Source organism: Halomonas cibimaris (assembly GCF_039537045.1).
Classification (GTDB): Bacteria; Pseudomonadota; Gammaproteobacteria; order Pseudomonadales; family Halomonadaceae; genus Vreelandella; species Vreelandella cibimaris.
Map to the genome: position 1 here is coordinate 45,986 of NZ_BAAAZT010000006.1, position 20,635 is coordinate 66,620.

General features: G+C 61.5%; 15 protein-coding genes. 5 read left to right on the plus strand and 10 right to left on the minus strand.

Features of this window, described 5'->3' with window-relative positions:
• Nucleotides 1-138: 138 nt before the first annotated feature.
• The 3 genes from ABD654_RS00475 to ABD654_RS00485 all read left to right on the plus strand — a co-directional run bounded on the left by ABD654_RS00475 (nucleotide 139) and on the right by ABD654_RS00485 (nucleotide 4,421).
• A complete protein-coding gene (locus ABD654_RS00475) occupies nucleotides 139-1,992 on the plus strand; it encodes an MrcB family domain-containing protein (RefSeq protein ID WP_344701189.1) in 1,854 nt (617 codons plus the stop codon).
• A gap of 16 nt (nucleotides 1,993-2,008) precedes the next feature.
• Nucleotides 2,009-3,664, plus strand: coding sequence for a DUF2357 domain-containing protein (locus ABD654_RS00480; protein ID WP_344701191.1), 1,656 nt, complete (start codon nucleotides 2,009-2,011; stop codon nucleotides 3,662-3,664).
• A gap of 292 nt (nucleotides 3,665-3,956) precedes the next feature.
• The gene (locus ABD654_RS00485; RefSeq protein ID WP_344701193.1) at nucleotides 3,957-4,421 is read left to right on the plus strand and encodes a hypothetical protein; all 465 of its coding nucleotides are present in this window, start codon (nucleotides 3,957-3,959) and stop codon (nucleotides 4,419-4,421) included.
• A gap of 38 nt (nucleotides 4,422-4,459) precedes the next feature.
• Here ABD654_RS00485 and dapB read toward each other — a convergent pair whose 3' ends face one another.
• The 5 genes from dapB to grpE all read right to left on the minus strand — a co-directional run bounded on the left by dapB (nucleotide 4,460) and on the right by grpE (nucleotide 10,310).
• Entirely contained in the window at nucleotides 4,460-5,269 is an 810-nt protein-coding gene (gene dapB / locus ABD654_RS00490) for a 4-hydroxy-tetrahydrodipicolinate reductase (protein ID WP_344701195.1), read from the minus strand.
• Between the two features lie 50 nt (nucleotides 5,270-5,319).
• Nucleotides 5,320-6,201, minus strand: a complete 882-nt coding sequence (locus ABD654_RS00495) for an EamA family transporter (RefSeq protein WP_344701197.1) — start codon at nucleotides 6,199-6,201, stop codon at nucleotides 5,320-5,322.
• 92 nt (nucleotides 6,202-6,293) lie between these two features.
• Nucleotides 6,294-7,442, minus strand: a complete 1,149-nt coding sequence (gene dnaJ, locus ABD654_RS00500) for a molecular chaperone DnaJ (protein WP_344701199.1) — start codon at nucleotides 7,440-7,442, stop codon at nucleotides 6,294-6,296.
• A 123-nt stretch (nucleotides 7,443-7,565) separates the two neighbouring features.
• Complete coding sequence (gene dnaK / locus ABD654_RS00505; RefSeq protein WP_344701201.1) at nucleotides 7,566-9,494, minus strand: molecular chaperone DnaK; 1,929 nt, start codon at nucleotides 9,492-9,494, stop codon at nucleotides 7,566-7,568.
• 153 nt (nucleotides 9,495-9,647) lie between these two features.
• Entirely contained in the window at nucleotides 9,648-10,310 is a 663-nt protein-coding gene (grpE, locus tag ABD654_RS00510; RefSeq protein WP_344701203.1) for a nucleotide exchange factor GrpE, read from the minus strand.
• 208 nt (nucleotides 10,311-10,518) lie between these two features.
• Here grpE and recN point away from each other — a divergent pair, with 208 nt between their 5' ends.
• On the plus strand, nucleotides 10,519-12,192 hold the full coding sequence (gene recN, locus ABD654_RS00515) for a DNA repair protein RecN (RefSeq protein ID WP_344701205.1): 1,674 nt from the start codon (nucleotides 10,519-10,521) through the stop codon (nucleotides 12,190-12,192).
• Nucleotides 12,193-12,300: 108 nt separating this feature from the next.
• On the opposite strand, the gene ilvN is transcribed toward recN, so the two are convergent.
• From ilvN to rluD, 5 genes are all read right to left on the minus strand, one after another.
• On the minus strand, nucleotides 12,301-12,792 hold the full coding sequence (gene ilvN / locus ABD654_RS00520) for an acetolactate synthase small subunit (RefSeq protein ID WP_344701207.1): 492 nt from the start codon (nucleotides 12,790-12,792) through the stop codon (nucleotides 12,301-12,303).
• Nucleotides 12,792-14,516, minus strand: coding sequence for an acetolactate synthase 3 large subunit (locus tag ABD654_RS00525; RefSeq protein WP_344701209.1), 1,725 nt, complete (start codon nucleotides 14,514-14,516; stop codon nucleotides 12,792-12,794). Before ABD654_RS00525 ends, ilvN begins: the two co-directional genes overlap by 1 nt.
• A 454-nt stretch (nucleotides 14,517-14,970) precedes the next feature.
• Entirely contained in the window at nucleotides 14,971-17,574 is a 2,604-nt protein-coding gene (gene clpB, locus ABD654_RS00530) for an ATP-dependent chaperone ClpB (protein WP_344701211.1), read from the minus strand.
• 152 nt (nucleotides 17,575-17,726) lie between these two features.
• Nucleotides 17,727-18,506 (minus strand): peptidoglycan editing factor PgeF, encoded by a 780-nt coding sequence (pgeF, locus tag ABD654_RS00535; RefSeq protein ID WP_344701213.1) that lies wholly within the window; start codon nucleotides 18,504-18,506, stop codon nucleotides 17,727-17,729.
• 15 nt (nucleotides 18,507-18,521) lie between these two features.
• Complete coding sequence (gene rluD, locus ABD654_RS00540) at nucleotides 18,522-19,481, minus strand: 23S rRNA pseudouridine(1911/1915/1917) synthase RluD (RefSeq protein WP_344701215.1); 960 nt, start codon at nucleotides 19,479-19,481, stop codon at nucleotides 18,522-18,524.
• Between the two features lie 140 nt (nucleotides 19,482-19,621).
• Here rluD and ABD654_RS00545 point away from each other — a divergent pair, with 140 nt between their 5' ends.
• The gene (locus ABD654_RS00545; protein WP_344701217.1) at nucleotides 19,622-20,428 is read left to right on the plus strand and encodes an outer membrane protein assembly factor BamD; all 807 of its coding nucleotides are present in this window, start codon (nucleotides 19,622-19,624) and stop codon (nucleotides 20,426-20,428) included.
• The last annotated feature ends 207 nt before the right edge of the window (nucleotides 20,429-20,635 follow it).

Below are 20,635 nucleotides of genomic sequence, written 5' to 3' on the forward strand. Positions count from 1 at the left end.
GGGGCCGCTTAGGCCTCGCTGCCACGCACACGGAGCACTTGGCCGGCAATGGTATGCAGAGCCTTCTGCATGAGGAATAATGCTGTAACGCCTTTTTTGCTTTTTCAGATAGGAAAACTGCCTACGACCGAGGGAAGAATGAGTTTACGCGATACGCTAGCCACAATTTTATCTGATTGGTCATCTGCAAAAAATCAGCAATTTGCCAAACATCCCGTAGCAGTTTTCTTTAAGCGCGACTTCAAAAAAGAAGTTGACACTATTGTCAACGATTTTGACACTCGCTATGTGACAACGCCGAGCGTAGGCGCAGGAAATTGGGCTGACGTAGCCTGGCTCTCTATCTTAGACCCCGAAATAACAACCACCACTCAAGACGGCATTTACCCGGCTTACCTCTTCCAGGCAGATGGCGCTGGCATCTTTTTATCTCTTATGCAAGGGGTTACATCTCTTGAGAAAAAATTTGACCATCACTATGCTAAAAAGCACTCAGAGCATATAAAATCTGTCATCAACAAGCGCATCCCATTAAGCGATGAGTGGAGTAGTGAAAAACTCAATTTGAATGCCAACAGCAATCGCGGCAGATCTTACGAAGATTTTACTATCGTCGCTAAGCACTACCCGGCAGACGCCCTACCTGACAACATTACGTTAGAGCGCGATTTACGGGATATACTTACCGCTTATCGCCAAATATCCCCTCTCTACCTTCAAGTGAAAAAAGAAATTATAGGAGAGGTGACTGATACCGCGGCTTACATAGCACCGTTACCTGTCAGATCACTGCCCAACCCTTTTATTTTGCTTGCAGGAATCTCCGGCACAGGAAAATCTCGCTTTGTGCGCGAACAGGCTATAGCTACCGGCGGTGTTTCGCTGGATAACTACTGTCTTGTGTCAGTGCGTCCGGACTGGCACGAGCCTAGCGACCTACTGGGCTATATATCCCGCTTAAGTGGCACCGTCAGCTATGTGGCAACCGATACACTCAGATTTATCGTCGCTGCCTGGAAGGCGTTAGTCGATAACGGCATAGCCGTTGATGGCAAGAACGGCCGCTCTACTGCCACAGGCACTCAGGCTATGCTAAAAACCGCGGCCCCTTACTGGCTGTGTTTAGACGAAATGAACTTGGCACCGGTGGAGCAGTATTTCGCCGATTATTTATCCGTCATCGAAACCCGCCGCTGGCAGTGGAACGGCAATGACTTTGCCTATTCCTGCGATGCGCTGCTGAAAAGCGGTCAGCTGCAAGAGCTGGATGCACCCGAGCAGCTGCGCAGCCGCTTAGGCCTCGCCCACGCAGAATATGAGGATCTTTGGCAGCACTTTCTCGACAGCGGCATTAGCATTCCTTTCAATCTGCTGGTCGCCGGCACGGTCAACATGGATGAAACCACCCACGGCTTCTCGCGCAAAGTGATTGACAGGGCGCTAACACTCGATTTTGGCGAGTTTTTCCCCAACGATTTTGACTGTTTCTTTCAGGGCGGCTTTACCCATGAAGCACTGGGCTATCCCACGCTTTCTGACGCTAGAGACGTATCCCATTTTGGCGCCGCCGACCCCGACGGCAAGGCCACTATCGAGTTTGCTAAGCGCGTCAACGCTCCTTTCGTTGGCACGCCGTTTGAGCTCGCCTACCGCACGCTAAACGAGCTTTTGCTCGCTGTGGCCTGCCAGCAGCCCCAAAACGCGGTGGAGCTACAGGCCGTTTGGGATGACGTGCTCATGCAAAAGGTACTGCCGCGCATCGACGGCGATGCCGAAAAACTGCGGCAAACGTTCGACAGCGACTCGCTGCTCAGCGAGTTACACAGCGTCTTGGCAACGCAGCTTGTGGATATTTGGGCTAGCGATGTCGCCCGCAGCACGCGCCCGGACTTTTATCGCAGCGAGGTTGCGATTGCTTGCCGCACCCAGCAAAAACTCGCGTGGATGCAGCGCCGGCTAAACGATACCGGCTTTACCAGCTTTTGGCCTTAAGGCGCGCGGAGAGAACATGCAGGAGCTATTACATCTGCAAACCGAAGATTTTGCCTTTTCCGTTTGGTGCAAAGACATTACCCCGCGCCAGCAAGCCTACGCCAAAACTTTACGCCAGCGCTTAGTCAACGCCAACGACGGCGAAACGCCGGCACCGGCTATTCGATTTTCACCTGAGTTATCTCTTGCGCAGGCGGCAATTATCGGCATTCCTCAGCCCGATAGAGCCGGTATAGCCAGCCAGCTGCTACTCGGAAAACCACTGTTCTTTGAAAACCTGCAGTACCATTTTGAATGGATATTTTTTAACGAAATACAAGATGCGCGGCTGTTTCACCGTTTGAATTCGATCAACAACGGCTTTCGTTTTACCGCAAAACGCGGCCCTATACCGGCTATGCTTTCAGGCAGCATCCACACCGGCAACCATGTAGGATGGCTCAAACTGCCGTTGGCATATACGTCGCTCAATGGCACGACGCACACCCAGAGCTTTTCCTTGGAGATTTTACCCACCAAGATGGATCTGCACGGTGATCTGGCCGTGATGTATTCAGCCATTGACCGCACTTTTCCACTCTGGCGCTTTAGCCTGGCCGAAAAAACCCAGCAAGGGGCTACGCAAAGCCCTCGGCACGGCGATTTTCCTTTGCTGTGGCTGGCCAACTTTGCACAGCTTCGCGAACAGTTTGTGCAAGGACTGAACGTCATCACCCGCGCGCCTCACCGCCGGCTACAGCCGCATACCGTCTCTCAGCGGGCAGACCGCCTAAAGGGCTCCCTACCGCCCAAGCAGGCAGAAAGGGTAAGAGAAAACATAGCTGCCGGCTTAACCTACAAGCGTTACCGCGTACAGCGCAGCCGCTTATGCGTGGATACGCCGGAAAATCGTTTCATTAAAAGCATTGTTGAACAAAGCCATAAGCGGCTGCGCCACTTCGAAAACCGCTTACGCCAGCACAATAAAGCACCGGATAACCAACGTATTTCAGACAGCTTTTTGCAAGAGTTACAGCAGTGGCAGCGGCCGCTGCAGAAAATGCTCGGCCAGTCTTTTCTTAGCGAGGTTCGCCCTTCACCACGGCTGCAGCAAGAATCACTGGTACTGCAGCAAAAGGCAGGGTACAGCGCCGTCTATCGGATATGGCAAAAGCTTAAACTATACCTCGATGTATTCGACGGTATGACTCACATTTCCATGAAGTCCGTCGCGGACATTTACGAGATATGGTGCTTTTTATCCATACACCAGATAGTCGTCGATGTGCTCGGCTTCACGGAGAAACCTCGTGCTCTAAATAGGCTAAAGCGTAGCGAGCTTTTTGAATATCGCTTCAAAGACGGCTTTGCCGGCGCCTTCGAGTTTGAGCGGGCCGACGGCATCAGCGCGCGGCTTGCTCATGAGCCGCTATTCCAGAAAAGCACAACAAACCCCAAAACGTATCTTGTCAATCAAAAACCGGATATTGTGCTAGAAGTCACTTTTCCGGGACCGGATGCTCGGCGATATTTATGGGTATTCGATGCTAAGTATCGCATTCGCCATACACTTGACCGCTGTGGCAAAAGCACCGATAACACAGATTACGTGCCTGACGATGCGATTAATCAGATGCACCGCTACCGCGACGCGCTGATCGGTACCGCTTCAGGCCCCGCACGCAACGCATAAGCATCGCCCGGTATGCGCCGCATTTGCGCTCTATCCCGGACATTTTAACCAGCTGCAGGAAGACAACCCCTATGCCCACGCCATTGACGAAATTGGCATCGGCGCCTTTGCCCTGCTCCCGTCCCAGCACGATACGGCCGGCCGCCATTGGCTGACCCAGTTTCTACAGCAGCAAATTGGCACACAGGCATCGCAAAACGATCGACAGCTTACTCAGGAGCAGCTGCTAGTTCAGAAAGCTGCGCGCATCCCCCATTACGGAATGACGCAAATCTTCTATCCTGATCTCACTATGACCGCCGCCGTAGGCGGGGCCAGCGGGCGCGACTCGGCTTACTTCGATGCTTTCGCCAACGGCAGTGCTCAGTGGTACCACATGCCACAGCGCACTTTTCACGGTCAATATCGACAGCACGTCGTCGAAGAAATCCGCTTTTTAGCACTTGCCACTACCTCAGCCGACACTCCTCACACCAAACAGCTAGATAAGCTATGGCCGGTCAAGAAAGTCACGCTGCGACCTCTCAATGAACTAAACGCAAAGCACGCTGGCAAGGTTAGCGACTCTACCGAGCTTTACTATTTATTTGAGCTGGGCAAACCGCTTACGCTACCGCAGCCGATTACCCATGTACCCCACCGCCCTATACGCAATACCATGCGCTTAACCACGCTTTCCCGCTTGGAGCAGGCGAAAGAATTTTGTGATATCGAGTCGGTCTATCAAAACGCCTTAGCGCCCGCTAAAAAGCTATAAATCGGCCTCTTACCACTTCCTCTCGCCAAGCGGCGTCGTTATGTGTCCAGATCAAGCACATCCTGCATGCCGTAGCGGCCGTTGGGCTGGCCGGCCACCCAGCGGGCGGCGCGGACGGCGCCCCTGGCAAAGGTCATGCGGCTGGAGGCCTTGTGGGTGATTTCGATGCGTTCGCCTTCGGTGGCAAACATCACGGTGTGCTCGCCGACGATGTCGCCGGCGCGCACGGTAGCAAAGCCGATTTCCTTGTCGCTGCGCGGGCCGCACTGGCCGACGCGCTCGAACACGCCGTGCTCTTTCAGGTTGCGGCCCAGCGCATCGGCCATGACTTCGCCCATTCTCAGCGCGGTGCCGGAGGGGGCGTCGACCTTGTGGCGGTGATGAGACTCGATCACTTCGATGTCGTAGCCTTCATCGCCCAGCGCCTTGGCCGCGGTTTCCAGAAGCTTGAGCGTGAGATTGACGCCAACGCTCATGTTCGGGGCAAACACCATGGGCAGGCGCTCGCGGTAGCCGTCCAGCGTTTCGATTTCCGCGTCGCTCATGCCGGTGGTGCCGATGACGATGCGCTTGCCGTGCTCGGCACAGAACGCCAGGTTCTCCAGCGTCACGGCGGGCGTGGTGAAGTCGATCAGCACGTCGAAGTCGTCAACGCAGGCGGCCGGGCTGTCTACGGCCGTCACGCCTTTTTTGCCCAGCCCGGCCAGCTCGCCGATATCCGCGCCGGCCAGCGAGCTGCCGGGAGCGACGATGCCGGCGGCCAGGGTGGTCTCGGCGTTTTGCGCTACGGCGTGGACCAGCGTGCGGCCCATGCGGCCGGCAACGCCGACAATGGCAATACGAGTCATGTAAGCTCCTGCAAAAAATAAACCAGGGCGCCCAGTATAGCAAAAGCCGCTCAGCGACCGGCCCGGCCGCTGGCCAAAAGCGCAATCGCCAGCATCACCAGGGCGCTGCCGGGCAGCCACACCCAGCCGATGGCCTCCGGCGTACGAACAAACAGCAGCAGCATGGAGACAAACGGCACCAGGTAGCTGTAGGCGGTCACCGCGCCCGGCGTCAGCGCGGCGGTGGCGCGCTGCATCAGCCAAAACGTCAGCGCGCTGGAGCCCAGCCCCAGATACACCAGCAGCAGTGCATCCTTTATGCCCATGGCGGCAAGCCCGTTGACGGGTTCAACTGCAAGCCCGAGCGCGCCGATCAGCATCCCGCCCGCTGCCAGGCTCCAAAAGGTACGCACCGCGGCGGAGTCGGCCAGCCGGCCGCTGGCAAGCCCCCATTTGCTGATGACCGGGTACAGCGCCGAGGCCACACAGCCGAGGAAGAACACCGCCTCGCCCCGGCCAAACTGCAGCGCGCCGCCCTGCACCACGGCTTCAGCCAACGCCAGCAGCAGTGCCCCGCCGGCCCCCAGCAAAAGTACCGCCGCCATGCGCCAGGCACGGCGCTCCACGCCCAGCAAAAGCCCCATGACGTAGGCCAAAAGCGGCACGGTCACGTAAAGCGTGGCCATGGAAAGCGCCGTGGCGTGGTGGGCCGCCCAGAACATGGCGCTGAAAAACCCCGCCAAACAAAGGCCCATCCCGGCGTAGAGCGGAAGTGCGCGCCACGCCGGCCAGAAATGCGGCGAGCGCCGGGCCAGCCACCAAAGCCCAGCGCAGGCAACGGCAAAGCGCAGCGCGGTCAGCAAAAGCGGCGGCAGTGTCTCAACCAGCCCGACCACGGGAAAAGAAAGGCCCACCAGCAGAGCCCACAGCAGCATCCCCACATGTTCACGCATCCGCGGCTCCCTGCATCAACGTCCGGTAAAAAAGACAAAAAAATGCCGGCACGCGCAGTGCCGGCATCCAAGAGTAGCGCAATGGGCTACCTTCAGGACTTCATATCTTCGAAGAACTTTTTCACGCCGTCGAAGAAATTGGTCTTCTTCGGCGAGTGATGCTGGCTGTTGCTGCTATTCAGGCTTTCCTGAAGCTTGCCCAGCAAATCTTTCTGCTCTTCATTGAGGTTGACCGGGGTTTCCACCACCACCTTGCACAGCAGATCACCCTGGGCGCCGCCGCGTACCGGCTTGATGCCCTTGCCGCGCATGCGGAACAGCTTTCCGGTCTGGGTTTCAGCGGGCACCTTGAGCTTCACCCGGCCTTCCAGCGTAGGCACTTCCAGCTCGCCGCCGAGTGCGGCGTCGACAAAGTTGATCGGCACCTCGCACTGCAGGTGGCGGCCGTCGCGCTCGAAAATCGGGTGCGGCTTGATCGCCACCTGAACATAGAGATCCCCCGGCGGGCCGCCGTTAATGCCGGCTTCGCCTTCGGCGTTGAGGCGGATGCGGTCTCCGGTATCCACGCCGGCGGGAATTTTCACCGACAGCGTGCGGGTCTCGCGCACGCGGCCTTCGCCGTTACACTTGTGACACGGCACCTTGATGTGCTCGCCGCCGCCGTGACAGGTCGGGCAGGTTTGCTGCACGGCAAAAAAGCCCTGCTGCATGCGCACCTGGCCGATGCCCTGACAGGTGGGGCAGGTTTCCTTGGTGGAGCCCGGCTCGGCGCCGTCGCCGTCGCAGCGGTCACAGTTGATATGGCGCGGCACGCGGATATCCACGCTGGTGCCGGCCACGGCCTGTTCGAGATCCAGCTCAAGGTTATAGCGCAGATCAGAGCCGCGCGCCGGGGCGTTGGGGCCGCGACGCCGGCCGCCGCCGCCAAAGATATCGCCGAACACGTCGCCGAAAATATCGCTGAAGTCGCCGCCACCGCCGCCGAAGCCGCCGCCGCCAAAGCCGCCGGCCTGGCCGTCTACGCCGGCATGGCCGAACTGGTCGTAGGCGCCGCGCTTTTCGCTGTCGGACAGCACTTCGTAGGCTTCGGATACCTCGCGGAATTTCTCCGCGGCCGTGTCGTCGTCCGGGTTTCGATCGGGGTGATACTTTTGCGCCAGGCGGCGGTAGGCCTTTTTGATCTCTTTTTGATCGGCCCCTTTATCGACCCCCAGGACGTCATAATAATCGCGTTTGGACATGGGTCCTACGCCTCCTGGTTAGCGTGAGCAGTGGTTGGCCTGGACGCTACTAAAGCGCGGCCTGCGCAAACAGCAACGCGGGAGTTGCCCCCCGCGTCACCGCTTGCCGTCACAGAAAGTGCGTTATTGCTTTTTCTGGTCGTCGTTGACTTCTTCGTACTCGGCGTCAACCACGTCGTCTTCCTGCTTGGCGCTGGCGTCTTCGCCGCCTTCAGCGCCGGCCTGCTGGCCTTCCTGCTCGGCGTACATCTTCTGCGCCAGACCGCCGGATGCTTCGGTCAGCGCATCCAGCTTTTTCTGGATGTCTTCGGCGTCGTCGCCCTTGACCGCTTCTTCAAGCTCGGTGATCGCCGTTTCGATCTTTTGCTTCTCGTCGTCGGTGGCCTTGTCACCGGCTTCTTCCAGCGTCTTCTTCGTGGCGTGGATCATGCCGTCGGCCTGGTTGCGCAGCGTCACCAGCTCTTCGAACTTCTTGTCTTCCTCGGCGTGCGCTTCGGCATCGCGCTCCATCTGCTCGATTTCTTCCTCGGTCAGACCGCTGGAGGCCTTGATGACGATGGACTGCTCCTTGCCGGTCGCCTTGTCCTTGGCTGAGACGTTGAGAATGCCGTTGGCGTCAAGGTCAAAGGCCACTTCAATCTGCGGCACGCCGCGGGGTGCCGGCGGAATGTCGGCCAGGTCAAAACGGCCCAGCGACTTGTTCTGCGATACCTGCTTGCGCTCACCCTGTACCGCGTGAATGGTCACGGCAGTCTGGTTGTCATCCGCGGTGGAGAAGGTTTGCGTCTTCTTCGTGGGGATGGTGGTGTTTTTCTCGATCAGCGGCGTCATTACGCCACCCATGGTTTCGATGCCCAGGGTGAGCGGGGTGACATCAAGCAGCAGCACGTCTTTCACGTCGCCGCCGAGCACGCCGCCCTGAATGGCAGCACCCACGGCCACGGCTTCGTCCGGGTTGACGTCCTTGCGGGCATCCTTGCCGAAGAATTCGGCGACTTTTTCCTGCACCTTGGGCATGCGGGTCTGGCCGCCGACGAGAATCACGTCGTCGACTTCAGACGCGGACAGGCCGGCATCCTTCAGCGAGGTCTTGCACGGCTCCAGCGAGCGCGTAACCAGCTCTTCGACCAGCGCTTCCAGCTTGGCGCGGGTCACCTTGACGTTAAGGTGCTTGGGACCGGTGTTGTCTGCGGTGATGTAGGGCAGGTTAACGTCGGTCTGCTGGGCGCTGGAAAGCTCGATCTTGGCTTTCTCGGCGGCTTCCTTGAGGCGCTGCATGGCCAGGTTATCGCCGGAAAGGTCCATGCCGCTGTCGGACTTGAACTGCTCAACCAGATAGTTGATCAGGGCCAGATCAAAGTCTTCGCCGCCGAGGAAGGTGTCGCCGTTGGTGGCCAGCACCTCGAACTGGGTTTCGCCGTCAACGTCGGCGACTTCGATAATGGAGATATCGAAGGTGCCGCCGCCCAGGTCGTACACCGCGATGGTGCGATCGCCGCGGGACTTGTCCATGCCGTAGGCAAGTGCTGCCGCCGTGGGCTCGTTGATGATGCGCTTGACTTCCAGACCGGCAATGCGGCCGGCATCCTTGGTGGCCTGGCGCTGGCTGTCGTTGAAGTAGGCCGGCACGGTAATGACCGCTTCGGTGACGTCTTCGCCCAAGTAGTCTTCGGCGGTGGACTTCATCTTCTTGAGGATTTCCGCGCTGGCCTGGGGCGGCGCCATCTTGTTGCCCTTCACTTCCACCCAGGCATCGCCGTTATCGGCCTTGGCGATCTTGTAGGGCACCATCTTGATGTCTTTTTGCACGACATCGTCGTCAAAACGGCGGCCGATCAGGCGCTTGATGGCGTAGATGGTGTTTTCCGGGTTGGTCACGGCCTGGCGCTTGGCCGCCTGACCGACCAGAATCTCGCCGTCTTCGGCGTAGGCGATGACGGACGGCGTTGTGCGGCCGCCTTCAGCGTTTTCGATGACCTTGGGGCTGTCGCCGTCGAGTACCGACAGGCAGGAGTTCGTCGTACCCAGGTCAATTCCGATAATGCGTCCCATAAGAAACCTCGAATTTGTTGGTGACGTGCCGCCCGGGCGGACGGCGTCGTGACAAAACAATGGCGTCTGCCAAATCGCGTGTTGGCGTTTACCGCCGGGTTGCCACGTTATCTGGGGGTTGCCGGCGGCATTTCAAGGGGGTTTATCGCGGTTCTATTCGGCTTTTTTGCTCACCACGACCATAGCCGGGCGCACCAGGCGGCCGTTGAGCCGGTACCCTTTCTGCATCACTTCCATGACCGTGTTGGGCTCCAGTTCCGGGTTGGGCACCATGGTCATGGCCTCGTGGACCTGCGGGTCAAAGGGCTCGCCGTGAGGGTCGATCTGCTCCACGCCGAACTTGCCCAGCACGTCCAGCTGCATTTTCAGCGTCATGGAGACGCCTTCGCGATGGGCTTCAGTGGCGTCTTCGCCCATGGCGTCAAGCGCTTTTTCCAGGCTGTCGATCACCGGCAAAAGCTCTTTGACGAACTTTTCCAGGGCAAACTTGCGCGCCTTTTCGGCGTCCTGCTCGGCTCGGCGGCGCACGTTTTGCGCCTCCGCGGCGGTGCGCATCGCCTGGTCTTTGGTGTCGGAAAGCTCCTGTTCCAGCTCTTCTACCTTGGCGGCGAGCATTTCTGCTTCGGGGTTGTCACTTTCCGCCTCGGTGCTGACGGTGTCGCCTTCATCGTCGATCAGGCTTTCCAGTTCACCTTCCGCCAAACGCTCTTCTGCCTTTTCCGCGGCGGCTTGCTGCTCCCCTTCGGGCGTCTGGGCGTCTTCTGCGGCGTGGCGTGCCTGCTCGTCGTCGAGCGGGGTCTGGGGATCTTTCGCCATGGGTATCTCCTGAAAAAGCGGCTGTGATGTCACTTGTTGGCGTATCGGGTCTGGGCGTTATATGGGGATGGTATGCGTCATCTCAAGTGCCACATTGTGGTATTGCGAGCCGGCGCCATCTACTGTATAAAAAAACAAAGACTTACGCTTTCTTCCTCTTTTCTTTTGCGCGTCTCACACTGGCGCACTGACACCATCCGGAGGCCCTATGCTGACGCAGCTCGCCATCCAGGACTTCGCCATCGTGGATGGCCTGGAGCTCGACCTCCAAAGCGGCATGACCGCCATCACCGGGGAAACCGGGGCGGGTAAATCCATTTTGCTCGGCGCGCTTGGCCTGTGTTTGGGCAGCCGCGCCGATGCCGGCAGCGTGCGCCACGGCTGCCAGCGGGCCGATCTTTCCGCGCGCTTTGATATTGCGCGCCTGCCCGCCGCCCGGGCCTGGCTTGCCGAACGCGAACTGCCCACTGACGAATGCCTGCTGCGCCGCGTGGTCAGCGCCGCCGGGCGCAGCAAGGCCTGGATCAACGGCCGGCCGGCCGCCATCAGCGACCTGAAGGCGCTGGGCGAACGGCTGATTCAGATTCACGGCCAGCACGCCCATCAGGCGCTGCTGCGCGAAGACACTCACCTGGCGCTGCTCGACGACTACGCCGGTCTCAATGACGACGCCGACGCGCTGGCCGCGGCTTTTCGCGACTGGCAGCACGCCCGGCGCCGGCTCAAGAGATTCCGCGATCAGGGTGATGAAATTCAGGCTCGGCGCCAGCTTTTGCGCTATCAGGTCGAAGAGCTCGACCAGCTCGCACTGGCCGACGACGAGCTGCCAGCCCTTGAAGACGAACAGCAAACCCTGGCCCACGCCGAGGATATTCTGCGCGATACGCAGTTTGCCGCCGACTGCTGCGAAAGTGACAGCGGCGGCGCGCTCACCCTGCTGCGGCAGGCCCACGGCCGGCTAAGCGAGCTGCCCGGCAGCGAAAAAGGAGCGCTGGCCAACACCTTGACCATGCTGGGTGACGCTCGCATCCAGCTGGAAGAAGCCGCCAGCGAGCTCAACCATATAGCCGCCAATACCGAGCTTGACCCCGAACGGCTGGCGTTTGTTGAAAACCGTTTGAGCGACGCGCATCGCATTGCGCGTAAACATCAGGTCGCCCCGGAAGAGATTCCCCGGCTTCATGCCAAACTCAGCGCCGAGCTGAACCGGCTCGACGCCGGCGATAACAGCCTGGATCGCCTGCACGAAGCCGCCAACGCGCGCGGTGAGCACTATCGGCAGCTGGCCAAGGCGCTGGGCGCGGCGCGGCGGCGCGCGGCGGGCGCGTTTGCCAGCGAAGTGCAGCAGCAGCTGGCGTTTCTGGCCATGGAAAAAGCCCGCTTTGATGTCCGGCTGCAAAGCCGTGACGCCCCGGCCGCCGAGGGGCTGGAGCGGGTGCAGTTCTACATCAGCGCCAACCCGGGCCAGCCGGCCCGGCCGCTGGCCAAGGTCGCCTCGGGCGGGGAGCTTTCACGCATCAGCCTGGCCATTCAAGTCGTGGCGGCCCGCCACTCCACTATTCCCAGCCTGATTTTTGACGAGGTCGACGTCGGCGTCTCCGGCGCCACGGCGGAAATCGTCGGCCAGCTGCTGCGCCGGCTGGGTGAAAACGGCCAGGTGATGACGGTCACCCACCTGCCCCAGGTCGCCGCCCAGGCCCATGCCCACCTGCACATCGAAAAGCACGCCCAGCGCAACACGACCCGCACGCGGATGGCACTGCTCGACGAAGGTGGCCGGGTCAGCGAGCTTGCCCGCATGCTTGGCGGCGTCAGCCTCTCCGATCAGACCCTGGCCCACGCCCGAGAAATGCTCCACTCAAGCCAGCGCCCGGCGCATTGACGACTTTTCTCAAGCTCATGGCTCAAGGCGCCTTCCCGCAAGGCGCCTTCCCGACCATAAAAAAAGGCCGCTAAAAGCGGCCTTGTCTCTACCGGAGTCGGGCGCCGGCTACAGCGTCAGCACCTTTTCGCCTCGGGCAATGCCGGAAACGCCGGTGCGCGCCACTTCAAGAATACCCAGCGGCGCCATGGCATGCTCAAACGCATCCAGCTTGGCGGCGTCCCCGGTAATCTGCACCGTGTAAAGGCTCGGTGTGACATCAACCACCTGGGCGCGGAAGATATCCGCGGTGCGCTTGACCTCGTCCCGGGCCGCCCCCAGCGCCTTGACCTTGACCAGCATCAGCTCGCGCTCGATGTGGTTGCCTTCGGTCAGATCCACCAGCTTGACCACGTCGATGAGCTTGTTCAGCTGCTTGGTGATCTGCTCGACCACGCGGTCGTCGCCGACGGTGGTCACGGTCAGCCGCGACAGCGAGGCGTCTTCGGTAGGCGCTACGTTAAGCGTTTCGATGTTGAAGTTGCGCTGCGAAAACAGACCGATCACACGCGACAGGGCACCCGGTTCGTTTTCCATCAGAATCGAGATGATATGACGCATTAGGTACGCTCCGTTTTAGACAGCAGCATGTCACGCATGGAGCCCAGCGGCACCTGCATCGGATAGACGTGCTCGAACGGATCGACCTTCACGTCGAGAAACACCAGCTCGTGCTTGTCAAGCAACATCCGCTCCAGGGCCGGCGCCAGCTCGTCGAGCGTGTTCACCGTAATCGCGGTGAAGCCGTAGGCCTGGGTCAGCAGGTGGAAATCAGGCATCGACTCCACATAGGAGTGCGCATGGCGAGACTTGTAGTTCAAGTCCTGCCACTGGCGCACCATGCCCAGCGAGGCGTTGTTCAGGTTGATGATCTTGACCCCGACGCCGTACTGCTTACAGGTGGACAGCTCCTGCATCATCATCTGAAAACTGCCCTCGCCGGTAATGCATACCACATCGTCATCCGGATAGTTCAGCTTGATGCCCATGGCCGCCGGAAAGCCAAAGCCCATGGTGCCAAGCCCGCCGGAGGTGATGAAACGGCGCGGTTTGTCAAAGCGGTAGTACTGGGCGGCAAACATCTGGTGCTGGCCCACATCGGTGGTGACGAAGGCTTCACCGCGGGTTTTTTCGCAGATGGCCTCGATCACTTCCTGGGGTTTTAATAGCTCGCCGACCTGCGACGGCTCGTAGCGCTTGCCTTCGCGCTCGGCGCGCCAGCCCTCGATCTGCTCCCACCAGTCGCTGATGGCGTCGGGATTGGCGATGTCCTTGCTCTGGACCAGGCTGATCATTTCGTTGATCACGCTGGAGGCCGGCCCGACGATGGGCACGTCGGCGTGTACGGTCTTGGAGATCGAGCTTGGGTCCACGTCCACATGGATGATCTTGGCCGTGGGGCAGAACTTGGAGACGTTGTTGGTCACCCGGTCGTCGAAGCGCGCGCCGATGGCAATCACCAGATCGGCATGGTGCATGGCCATGTTGGACTCGTACGCGCCGTGCATGCCCAGCCAGCCCAGGCACTGCCTATCGCTTTGCGGATAGGCGCCCATGCCCATCAGCGTGGTGGTGATCGGATAGCCGAGCTTTTGCACCAGATCCGTCAGGCCGGTGGCGGCATTGTCCAGCACCACGCCGCCGCCGGTATAAAACATCGGGCGACGCGCCTTGAGCATCAGCTCCACGGCTTTTTTGATCTGGCCGGTATGCCCGCGGGTCACCGGGTTGTACGAGCGCATTTTGACCTTTTTGGGGTAGACGTACTCGTAGCGCTCGGTGGGAGCGGTCATGTCCTTGGGAATATCCACCAACACCGGGCCCGGCCGGCCGGACGCGGCCAGGTAATACGCCTTTTTCAGCACCTCGGGAATTTCGGACGGGTGACGAATGGCAAAGCTGTGCTTGACGATGGGCCGGGTCACGCCAACGATGTCGGTTTCCTGAAAGGCGTCCTCGCCGATCAGGTGGCTGGCCACCTGGCCACACAGCACGACCATGGGAATGGAGTCCATGTAGGCGGTGGCAATGCCGGTCACCGCATTGGTCGCGCCCGGGCCGGAGGTCACCAGCACCGTACCCGGCCGGCCCGAGGCCCGGGCATAGCCGTCAGCGGCGTGGGTGGCGGCCTGTTCGTGACGCACCAGAATGTGCTTGACCTTGTCCTGGCGGAACAGCGCGTCATAGATGTGCAGCGCCGCCCCGCCGGGATAGCCGTAAATGTATTCAACGCCCTCATCTTGCAAGAAGCGGGCGATCATATCTGCGCCGGAAAGCAGTTCCACAGTGTATCTCCCCTGAAGGTCTCGAGTGCCATTGGCAGGCCGTTGCCCACCATGTCGAGTGCGGCGGTATGCCGCTGCCGGTTACGCCGGCACCTGATGCCAAACCCTGGCATGTGACCCGGTTAGGGTCTGCACTCTCTCACGGCGGTTTACCGCGTCGGGGCGTTGGCCAGGCTGGGCGGTAAGCCCTGCCCGGAAGTCCTTCGGCGGGTAGAGGCATCTTGACGCCTACCCTTCGCGCGGGGATAGGGGGTTGCCCGTGGGTTCCGCGCCCGCAAATCAGGAACCCTCAAGATTCCATTAGCGCTCTGGCTTGTCAACTGCCAGGGCCCGCCACGGCGGGAAAACGGACACAAAAACGCCCTGTCGCGGCGCACGACAGGGCGTTTAACGAACGCGCTCCGACGAAAGTGGCACCGCGGCATCAGGCGCCGCGGTGCCGCCTTCGCCGTGCTCAGGCGGTGGTAAAGCGCAGCGCGCCGTCTTCGGCGGTCACGCGGATAACGCTGCCCGGGGCAAAGTTGCCCGCCAGCAGCTCTTGGGCCAGCGGGTTTTCGATCCGGCTCTGGATCGCCCGCTTGAGCGGCCGGGCGCCGAACACCGGATCAAACCCGACCACTGCCAGCTGGGCCATGGCGTCATCGCTGACGTCAAGCCCCAGGTCGTGCTCGGCCAGACGCGCGCGCAGGTGCGCCAGCTGAATGCCGGCAATGGCCTGAATCTGCTCCTGGCCCAGCGCGTGGAAGACCACCACTTCGTCAATGCGGTTGATCAGCTCCGGGCGGAAGTGGTTGCCCACCGTCTCCATTACCGCGCTGCGCATGGCGTCGTAGTCGCCGCCGCCGGCATCGCTCTGGTCGCCGCCCATGCGCTGGATGATGTCTGAGCCCAGGTTCGAGGTCATCACAATCACGGTGTTGCGAAAGTCCACCGTGCGCCCCTGGCCGTCGGTCAAACGCCCGTCTTCCAGCACCTGAAGCAGGATGTTGAACACGTCTGCGTGGGCCTTTTCCACCTCGTCGAGCAGCAGCACCGAGTAGGGCTTGCGGCGCACCGCCTCGGTGAGGTAGCCGCCCTCCTCATAGCCCACGTAGCCCGGAGGCGCGCCGATCAGCCGGGCCACGGAGTGCTTTTCCATGAACTCGGACATATCCACCCGCACCATGGCCTCCTCGGTATCAAACAGGAAGGTGGCGAGCGCCTTGCACAGCTCGGTCTTGCCCACCCCGGTGGGGCCCAAAAACAGAAACGAGCCGTTAGGCCGGTGCGGGTCGGCAAGTCCGGCCCGGGAACGGCGCACGGCGTTGGATACCGCCTCCACGGCCTCTTTCTGGCCGATCACCCGCTCGTGCAGGGCGTCTTCCATGCGCAGCAGCTTGTCGCGCTCGCCTTCCAGCATCTTGGCCACGGGGATGCCCGTCCACCGCGACACCACCTCGGCGATTTCTTCTTCGGTGACGTTGGAGCGCAGCAGCTGATGGGTCGAGGTGTCGGCCTCTTCGCTTTCGCTGCTTTCGGCGATCTTTTTCTCAAGCGTAGGGATGGTGCCGTACTGGATCTCGGACATCCGCCCCAGGTCACCCTGGCGCCGGGCCTGCTCCATGTCCAGCCGCGCCTGTTCAAGCTCGGCCTTGAACTGGGCCGCGCCCTGGATGCTGGCCTTTTCCGCCTTCCAGATTTCGTCGAGATCGGCGTACTCGCGCTCCAGCTCGTGAATTTCCTCGTTGAGCGCGTCGAGGCGCTTTTGCGAGGCGGCGTCGGTTTCCTTCTTCAGCGCCTCGCGCTCCATCTTGAGCTGGATCAGCCGGCGGTCCAGCCGGTCCATTTCTTCGGGCTTGGAATCCAGCTCCATGCGGATGCGCGAGGCCGCCTCGTCCACCAGGTCGATGGCCTTGTCGGGCAGCTTGCGATCGGTGATGTAGCGGGTAGACAGCTTGGCCGCGGCGATGATCGCCGAGTCGGTGATGTCCACGCCGTGGTGGACTTCGTAGCGCTCCTTGAGCCCGCGCAGAATCGCCACGGTGTCTTCTTCGTTGGGCTCGTCGACCAGCACTTTCTGGAAGCGGCGCTCAAGGGCGGCGTCCTTTTCAATGTGCTGGCGGTATTCGTCCAGCGTGGTCGCGCCCACGCAGTGCAGCTCGCCCCGGGCCAGCGCCGGCTTGAGCATGTTGCCGGCGTCCATGGCACCGTCGGCCTTGCCCGCGCCGACCATGGTGTGCAGCTCGTCGATGAACAGAATCACCCGGCCTTCTTCCTCGCCGAGCTCCTTGAGCACGGCTTTCAGCCGCTCTTCAAACTCGCCGCGGAACTTGGCCCCGGCCAGCAGCGCGCCGATATCCAGCGCCAGCACGCGCTTGTCTTTCAGCCCCTCGGGCACCTCGCCGTTGACGATACGGCTGGCAAGGCCTTCGACAATGGCGGTCTTGCCCACGCCGGGATCGCCGATGAGCACCGGGTTGTTCTTGGTACGCCGCTGGAGCACCTGAACGGTGCGGCGAATCTCGTCGTCACGGCCGATCACCGGGTCAAGCTTGCCGTCCAGCGCCCGCTGGGTGAGATCCTGAGTGTACTTTTCCAGCGCCTCCCGGGACTCCTCGGCGTTGGCATCGGTGACGTTTTCGCCGCCGCGCACGTCGTCAATGGCGGTTTCCAGCGCCCGGCGTTCGATGCCGGCCTGCTTGAGCGCGCGGGCCACGTCGCCGCCGGCTTCCAGGGCGGCAAGCAGCACAAGCTCGGTGGCGATGAACTGATCGCCGCGCTTCTGGGCCTCGCGATCGGTGAGGTTGAAAAGCTTGATCAGCTCCTTGGACGGCTGCACATCGCCGTCGAACTGGCTGACCCGGGGCAGATCATCCACCTGGCGGCTCAGGGTATCGCGCAGAGTCGAGGCGCTGCCGCCGGCTTTTTCCACCAGCGACTTCACCCCGGTGTCGCTGCTGTCCATCAGCGTCAGCAGCAGGTGCGCCGGTGCCATCTGGTTGTGGCCGCGGCCCACGGCCAGCGACTGGGCATCGGCAATGGCGTTTTGCAGCTTGGCAGTAAACTTGTCGAATCGCATAAACGTGTCCTCCCGGCATGGCGCAGCGCTGGGATCGCTCGCCCGCACCGCGCCGGCCTTCCTTTTCGATCAACAGGCCGCCGGGCGAAATGCCGTCCGGCGGTATCGGTTTGCTTCTCTAGATGGCGGCAGCACAGAGGCGTTTCAAGAGATCAGGGGCTGTCCAGCCAGATAGCGCTGGCCATCCGTCCGGTCTGGCCGTTGTCGCGGCGGTAGGAATAAAAGCGCGGCTCGCTTGCGGTGCAGAAATGGCCGCCGCTCACCTCGTCGATGCCCAGCAGCGACAAGCGCAGCCGCGCCAGATGATAGAGATCGGCCATGTAGTGGCCCAGACGGTACGGGCTCGGATCAAAGGCGCCTTCGGCCTGGGGATGCACGGCAACGAAGGCATCAAACACCTCAGGGCCAACCTCGAACTGGGCATTGGAAATAGCCGGCCCCAGCCAGGCCATGACGTCCTCCGCCGGGGTGTTGAGTGCGGCCACCGTGGCTTCCAGCACGCCGCCGGCCAAGCCCCGCCAGCCGGCATGGGCCACGGCCACTCGCGTGCCGGCGCGGTTGCAGAAAAGGACCGGCAGGCAGTCGGCGGTGAGCACTACGCAGGCGTAGTCGGCGCTGTCGGCGACGGCGGCGTCGGCCTCGGGAATCTCGCTTTGCAGCGCGGTGCGCCGGGGATAGTGCTGCTGCACCCGGGCGCCGTGGGTCTGGCTAAGCCACAGAAACGGCCGCGCGTCGCCGACTTCCTTGCCCAGCAGGCGCCGGCAAAGAGCCACATGCTCGGCGTTGTCGCCTACGTGCGTGGCCACGTTGAAAGCGGCAAACGCGCCCTGGCTGGGGCCGGTTTCCCGGGTGGTGACGAACGCCCGCACGTTGGCCGGCGCCGGCCAGTCCGGGGTGATCAACGTCGGGCGCAGATCCGGCGCATCGCTCATTTCGTCCTCCCCCGCTTATCGCATGGTCTGGTGGTCTTCGCGCAGATAGTCCAGCAGCATCAGCAGGTCATCCGGCAGCGGTGCGCGAAAGGTCATCTCCTGACCGGTATGCGGGTGCTGGAACGCCAGCCGACGGGCGTGAAGCGCCTGGCGGGGAAACTCGCGCAAAATCTCCTTGAGCGGCTCCGCCGCCCCGGGGGGCAGTTTCGGCCGGCCGCCGTACAGCGCATCGCCAATCAGCGGATAGCAGGCGTGGGCCATGTGTACCCGTATCTGATGGGTGCGCCCGGTTTCCAGCCGGCAGCGCACGTGGGTATGGGTGCGAAAGCGCTCCACCACGCGAAAGTGCGTAACCGCCGGTTTGCCCGAGGCGTTGACCGCCTGACGCTTGCGATCCTTGGGATGGCGGCCGATAGGCGCATCCACCGTGGCCCCGGCCACCGGCGTGCCGATCGCCACGGCGTCGTACTGGCGCGAGACCGTACGCGCCTGCAGCTGCTCGACCAGCGCGGCCTGGGCGGGCAGCGTTTTGGCAATCATCAAAAGCCCGGTAGTGTCCTTGTCCAGCCGGTGGACAATCCCCGCCCGGGGGATTTCGGCAAGCGCCGGATGATGGTGCAAAAGCGCGTTGAGCAGCGTGCCGTCAGGGTTGCCGGCGGCGGGGTGCACCACCATGCCGGCGGGCTTGTTGACGATCAGCAGGTGGTCGTCTTCAAACACCACGTCGAGGGGGATGTTTTGGGCCACGAAACGCTGCTCGTCTTCCAGCGTGGCGTGAAGCGCCAGGGTTTCCTCGCCGTGAAGCCGGGCCTTGGGCTTGGCGCGGGCGCCGTCCACGGTCAGCTCGCCGCGGTTGATCCAGGTTTTCAACCGCTGGCGCGAGTACTCGCCGAACAGCTCAGCGGCGGCCTGATCCAGCCGCGCACCGGCAAGGCAGGCCGGCACGCGCGCGGTGGCGTCAACGGTGCGGGTCATAGCATTTCCTTGAGCCTCGGGCAGCGCCGACGATGCCTGCGTTTTGCCGCGAGGTGTTTTATAGTGTGTCAACTGCGTCCATTCTACCACGGCCATCGCCGCATTTCGGTGATCCAGGCTTGATTGTCACGAGGAACTTCATGCGCGCTTTTTCCGCAGCGACCCGCCTTGGCGCCGTCGCGCTCAGCCTTACGCTACTCGCCGGCTGCGCCAGCAACGACACCGTGCCAGCCGACGGCGAAGGCAAGTACGCCAATACCAGCGAACGCGACCTCTACGAGCTCGCCCGCGACGCGCTCGACCGCAACCTCTACATGACCGCCATAGAGCGCCTGGAAGCGCTGGACAGCCGCTACCCGTTCGGCAAACACGCCGAACAGGCCCAGCTGGAGCTGATTTACGCCTACTACGAAAACAGCAAGTGGGAAGAAGCGCGCGCCGCGGCCAGCCGCTTCGTGCGCCTGCACCCGGACCACCCCCAGGCCGACTACGCCTACTATCTGCGCGGGCTGGCCGCCTGGCAGGCCGGGCGCTTCAGCCTGGAGCGGCTGCGCGTAATCGATATATCCAAGCGCGATCTGGGGGCCACGCGCGATGCGTACAACGACTTTCGCGATCTGCTGACCCGCTACCCGCAAAGCGACTACGCCCCGGACGCCCGCCAGCGCGTGGTTTACCTGCGCGATCTGCTGGCTCGCCACGAACTGCACGTGGCCGACTACTATCTGCGCCGCGGCGCCTATGTGGCGGCGGTGAAGCGCGGCCGCTGGGTGCTGGATCACTATCCTGAATCCAGCGCCAACGCCGACGCTCTGGCCACCATGATCGAAGGCTATCAGGGGCTGGGCATGGACGACCGCGCCCGCGAGGTGCTCAAGGTGCTCAAAGACAACGCCCCGAACCACGACCAGCTGAAAAACGACACCTTTCAGCCTCGTCATCTATAGCCGCGCTTTTGTTTGATCGTTGCCGACGCCGCGCCGTTGCGCTGCGGTGTCTGGCTTTGTGGACGCAACAGGGCTTATCGATACAATAGTTTTACAAAAATAGGCCGAAAAGGTAGTGTCTTGTGCAAAGCGTTCTGTGTAAGCCGCGTTCTGTACAAACCGTGTTCTGTATACGCCACTGTGCTAAGTGCCTGATCCAAAATATTC

Excerpts from the sequence above, each read along its gene's own strand:
- ABD654_RS00480 (WP_344701191.1), top strand. The coding sequence starts at position 2,009 with ATGCAGGAGCTATTACATCTGCAAACCGAAGATTTTGCCTTTTCCGTT.
- ABD654_RS00475 (WP_344701189.1), top strand. The coding sequence starts at position 139 with ATGAGTTTACGCGATACGCTAGCCACAATTTTATCTGATTGGTCATCT.
- grpE (WP_344701203.1), bottom strand. The coding sequence starts at position 10,310 with ATGGCGAAAGATCCCCAGACCCCGCTCGACGACGAGCAGGCACGCCAC.
- ABD654_RS00545 (WP_344701217.1), top strand. The coding sequence starts at position 19,622 with ATGCGCGCTTTTTCCGCAGCGACCCGCCTTGGCGCCGTCGCGCTCAGC.
- clpB (WP_344701211.1), bottom strand. The coding sequence starts at position 17,574 with ATGCGATTCGACAAGTTTACTGCCAAGCTGCAAAACGCCATTGCCGAT.
- dapB (WP_344701195.1), bottom strand. The coding sequence starts at position 5,269 with ATGACTCGTATTGCCATTGTCGGCGTTGCCGGCCGCATGGGCCGCACG.
- rluD (WP_344701215.1), bottom strand. The coding sequence starts at position 19,481 with ATGACCCGCACCGTTGACGCCACCGCGCGCGTGCCGGCCTGCCTTGCC.
- pgeF (WP_344701213.1), bottom strand. The coding sequence starts at position 18,506 with ATGAGCGATGCGCCGGATCTGCGCCCGACGTTGATCACCCCGGACTGG.
- recN (WP_344701205.1), top strand. The coding sequence starts at position 10,519 with ATGCTGACGCAGCTCGCCATCCAGGACTTCGCCATCGTGGATGGCCTG.
- dnaK (WP_344701201.1), bottom strand. The coding sequence starts at position 9,494 with ATGGGACGCATTATCGGAATTGACCTGGGTACGACGAACTCCTGCCTG.
- ABD654_RS00485 (WP_344701193.1), top strand. The coding sequence starts at position 3,957 with ATGACCGCCGCCGTAGGCGGGGCCAGCGGGCGCGACTCGGCTTACTTC.
- ABD654_RS00495 (WP_344701197.1), bottom strand. The coding sequence starts at position 6,201 with ATGCGTGAACATGTGGGGATGCTGCTGTGGGCTCTGCTGGTGGGCCTT.
- dnaJ (WP_344701199.1), bottom strand. The coding sequence starts at position 7,442 with ATGTCCAAACGCGATTATTATGACGTCCTGGGGGTCGATAAAGGGGCC.
- ilvN (WP_344701207.1), bottom strand. The coding sequence starts at position 12,792 with ATGCGTCATATCATCTCGATTCTGATGGAAAACGAACCGGGTGCCCTG.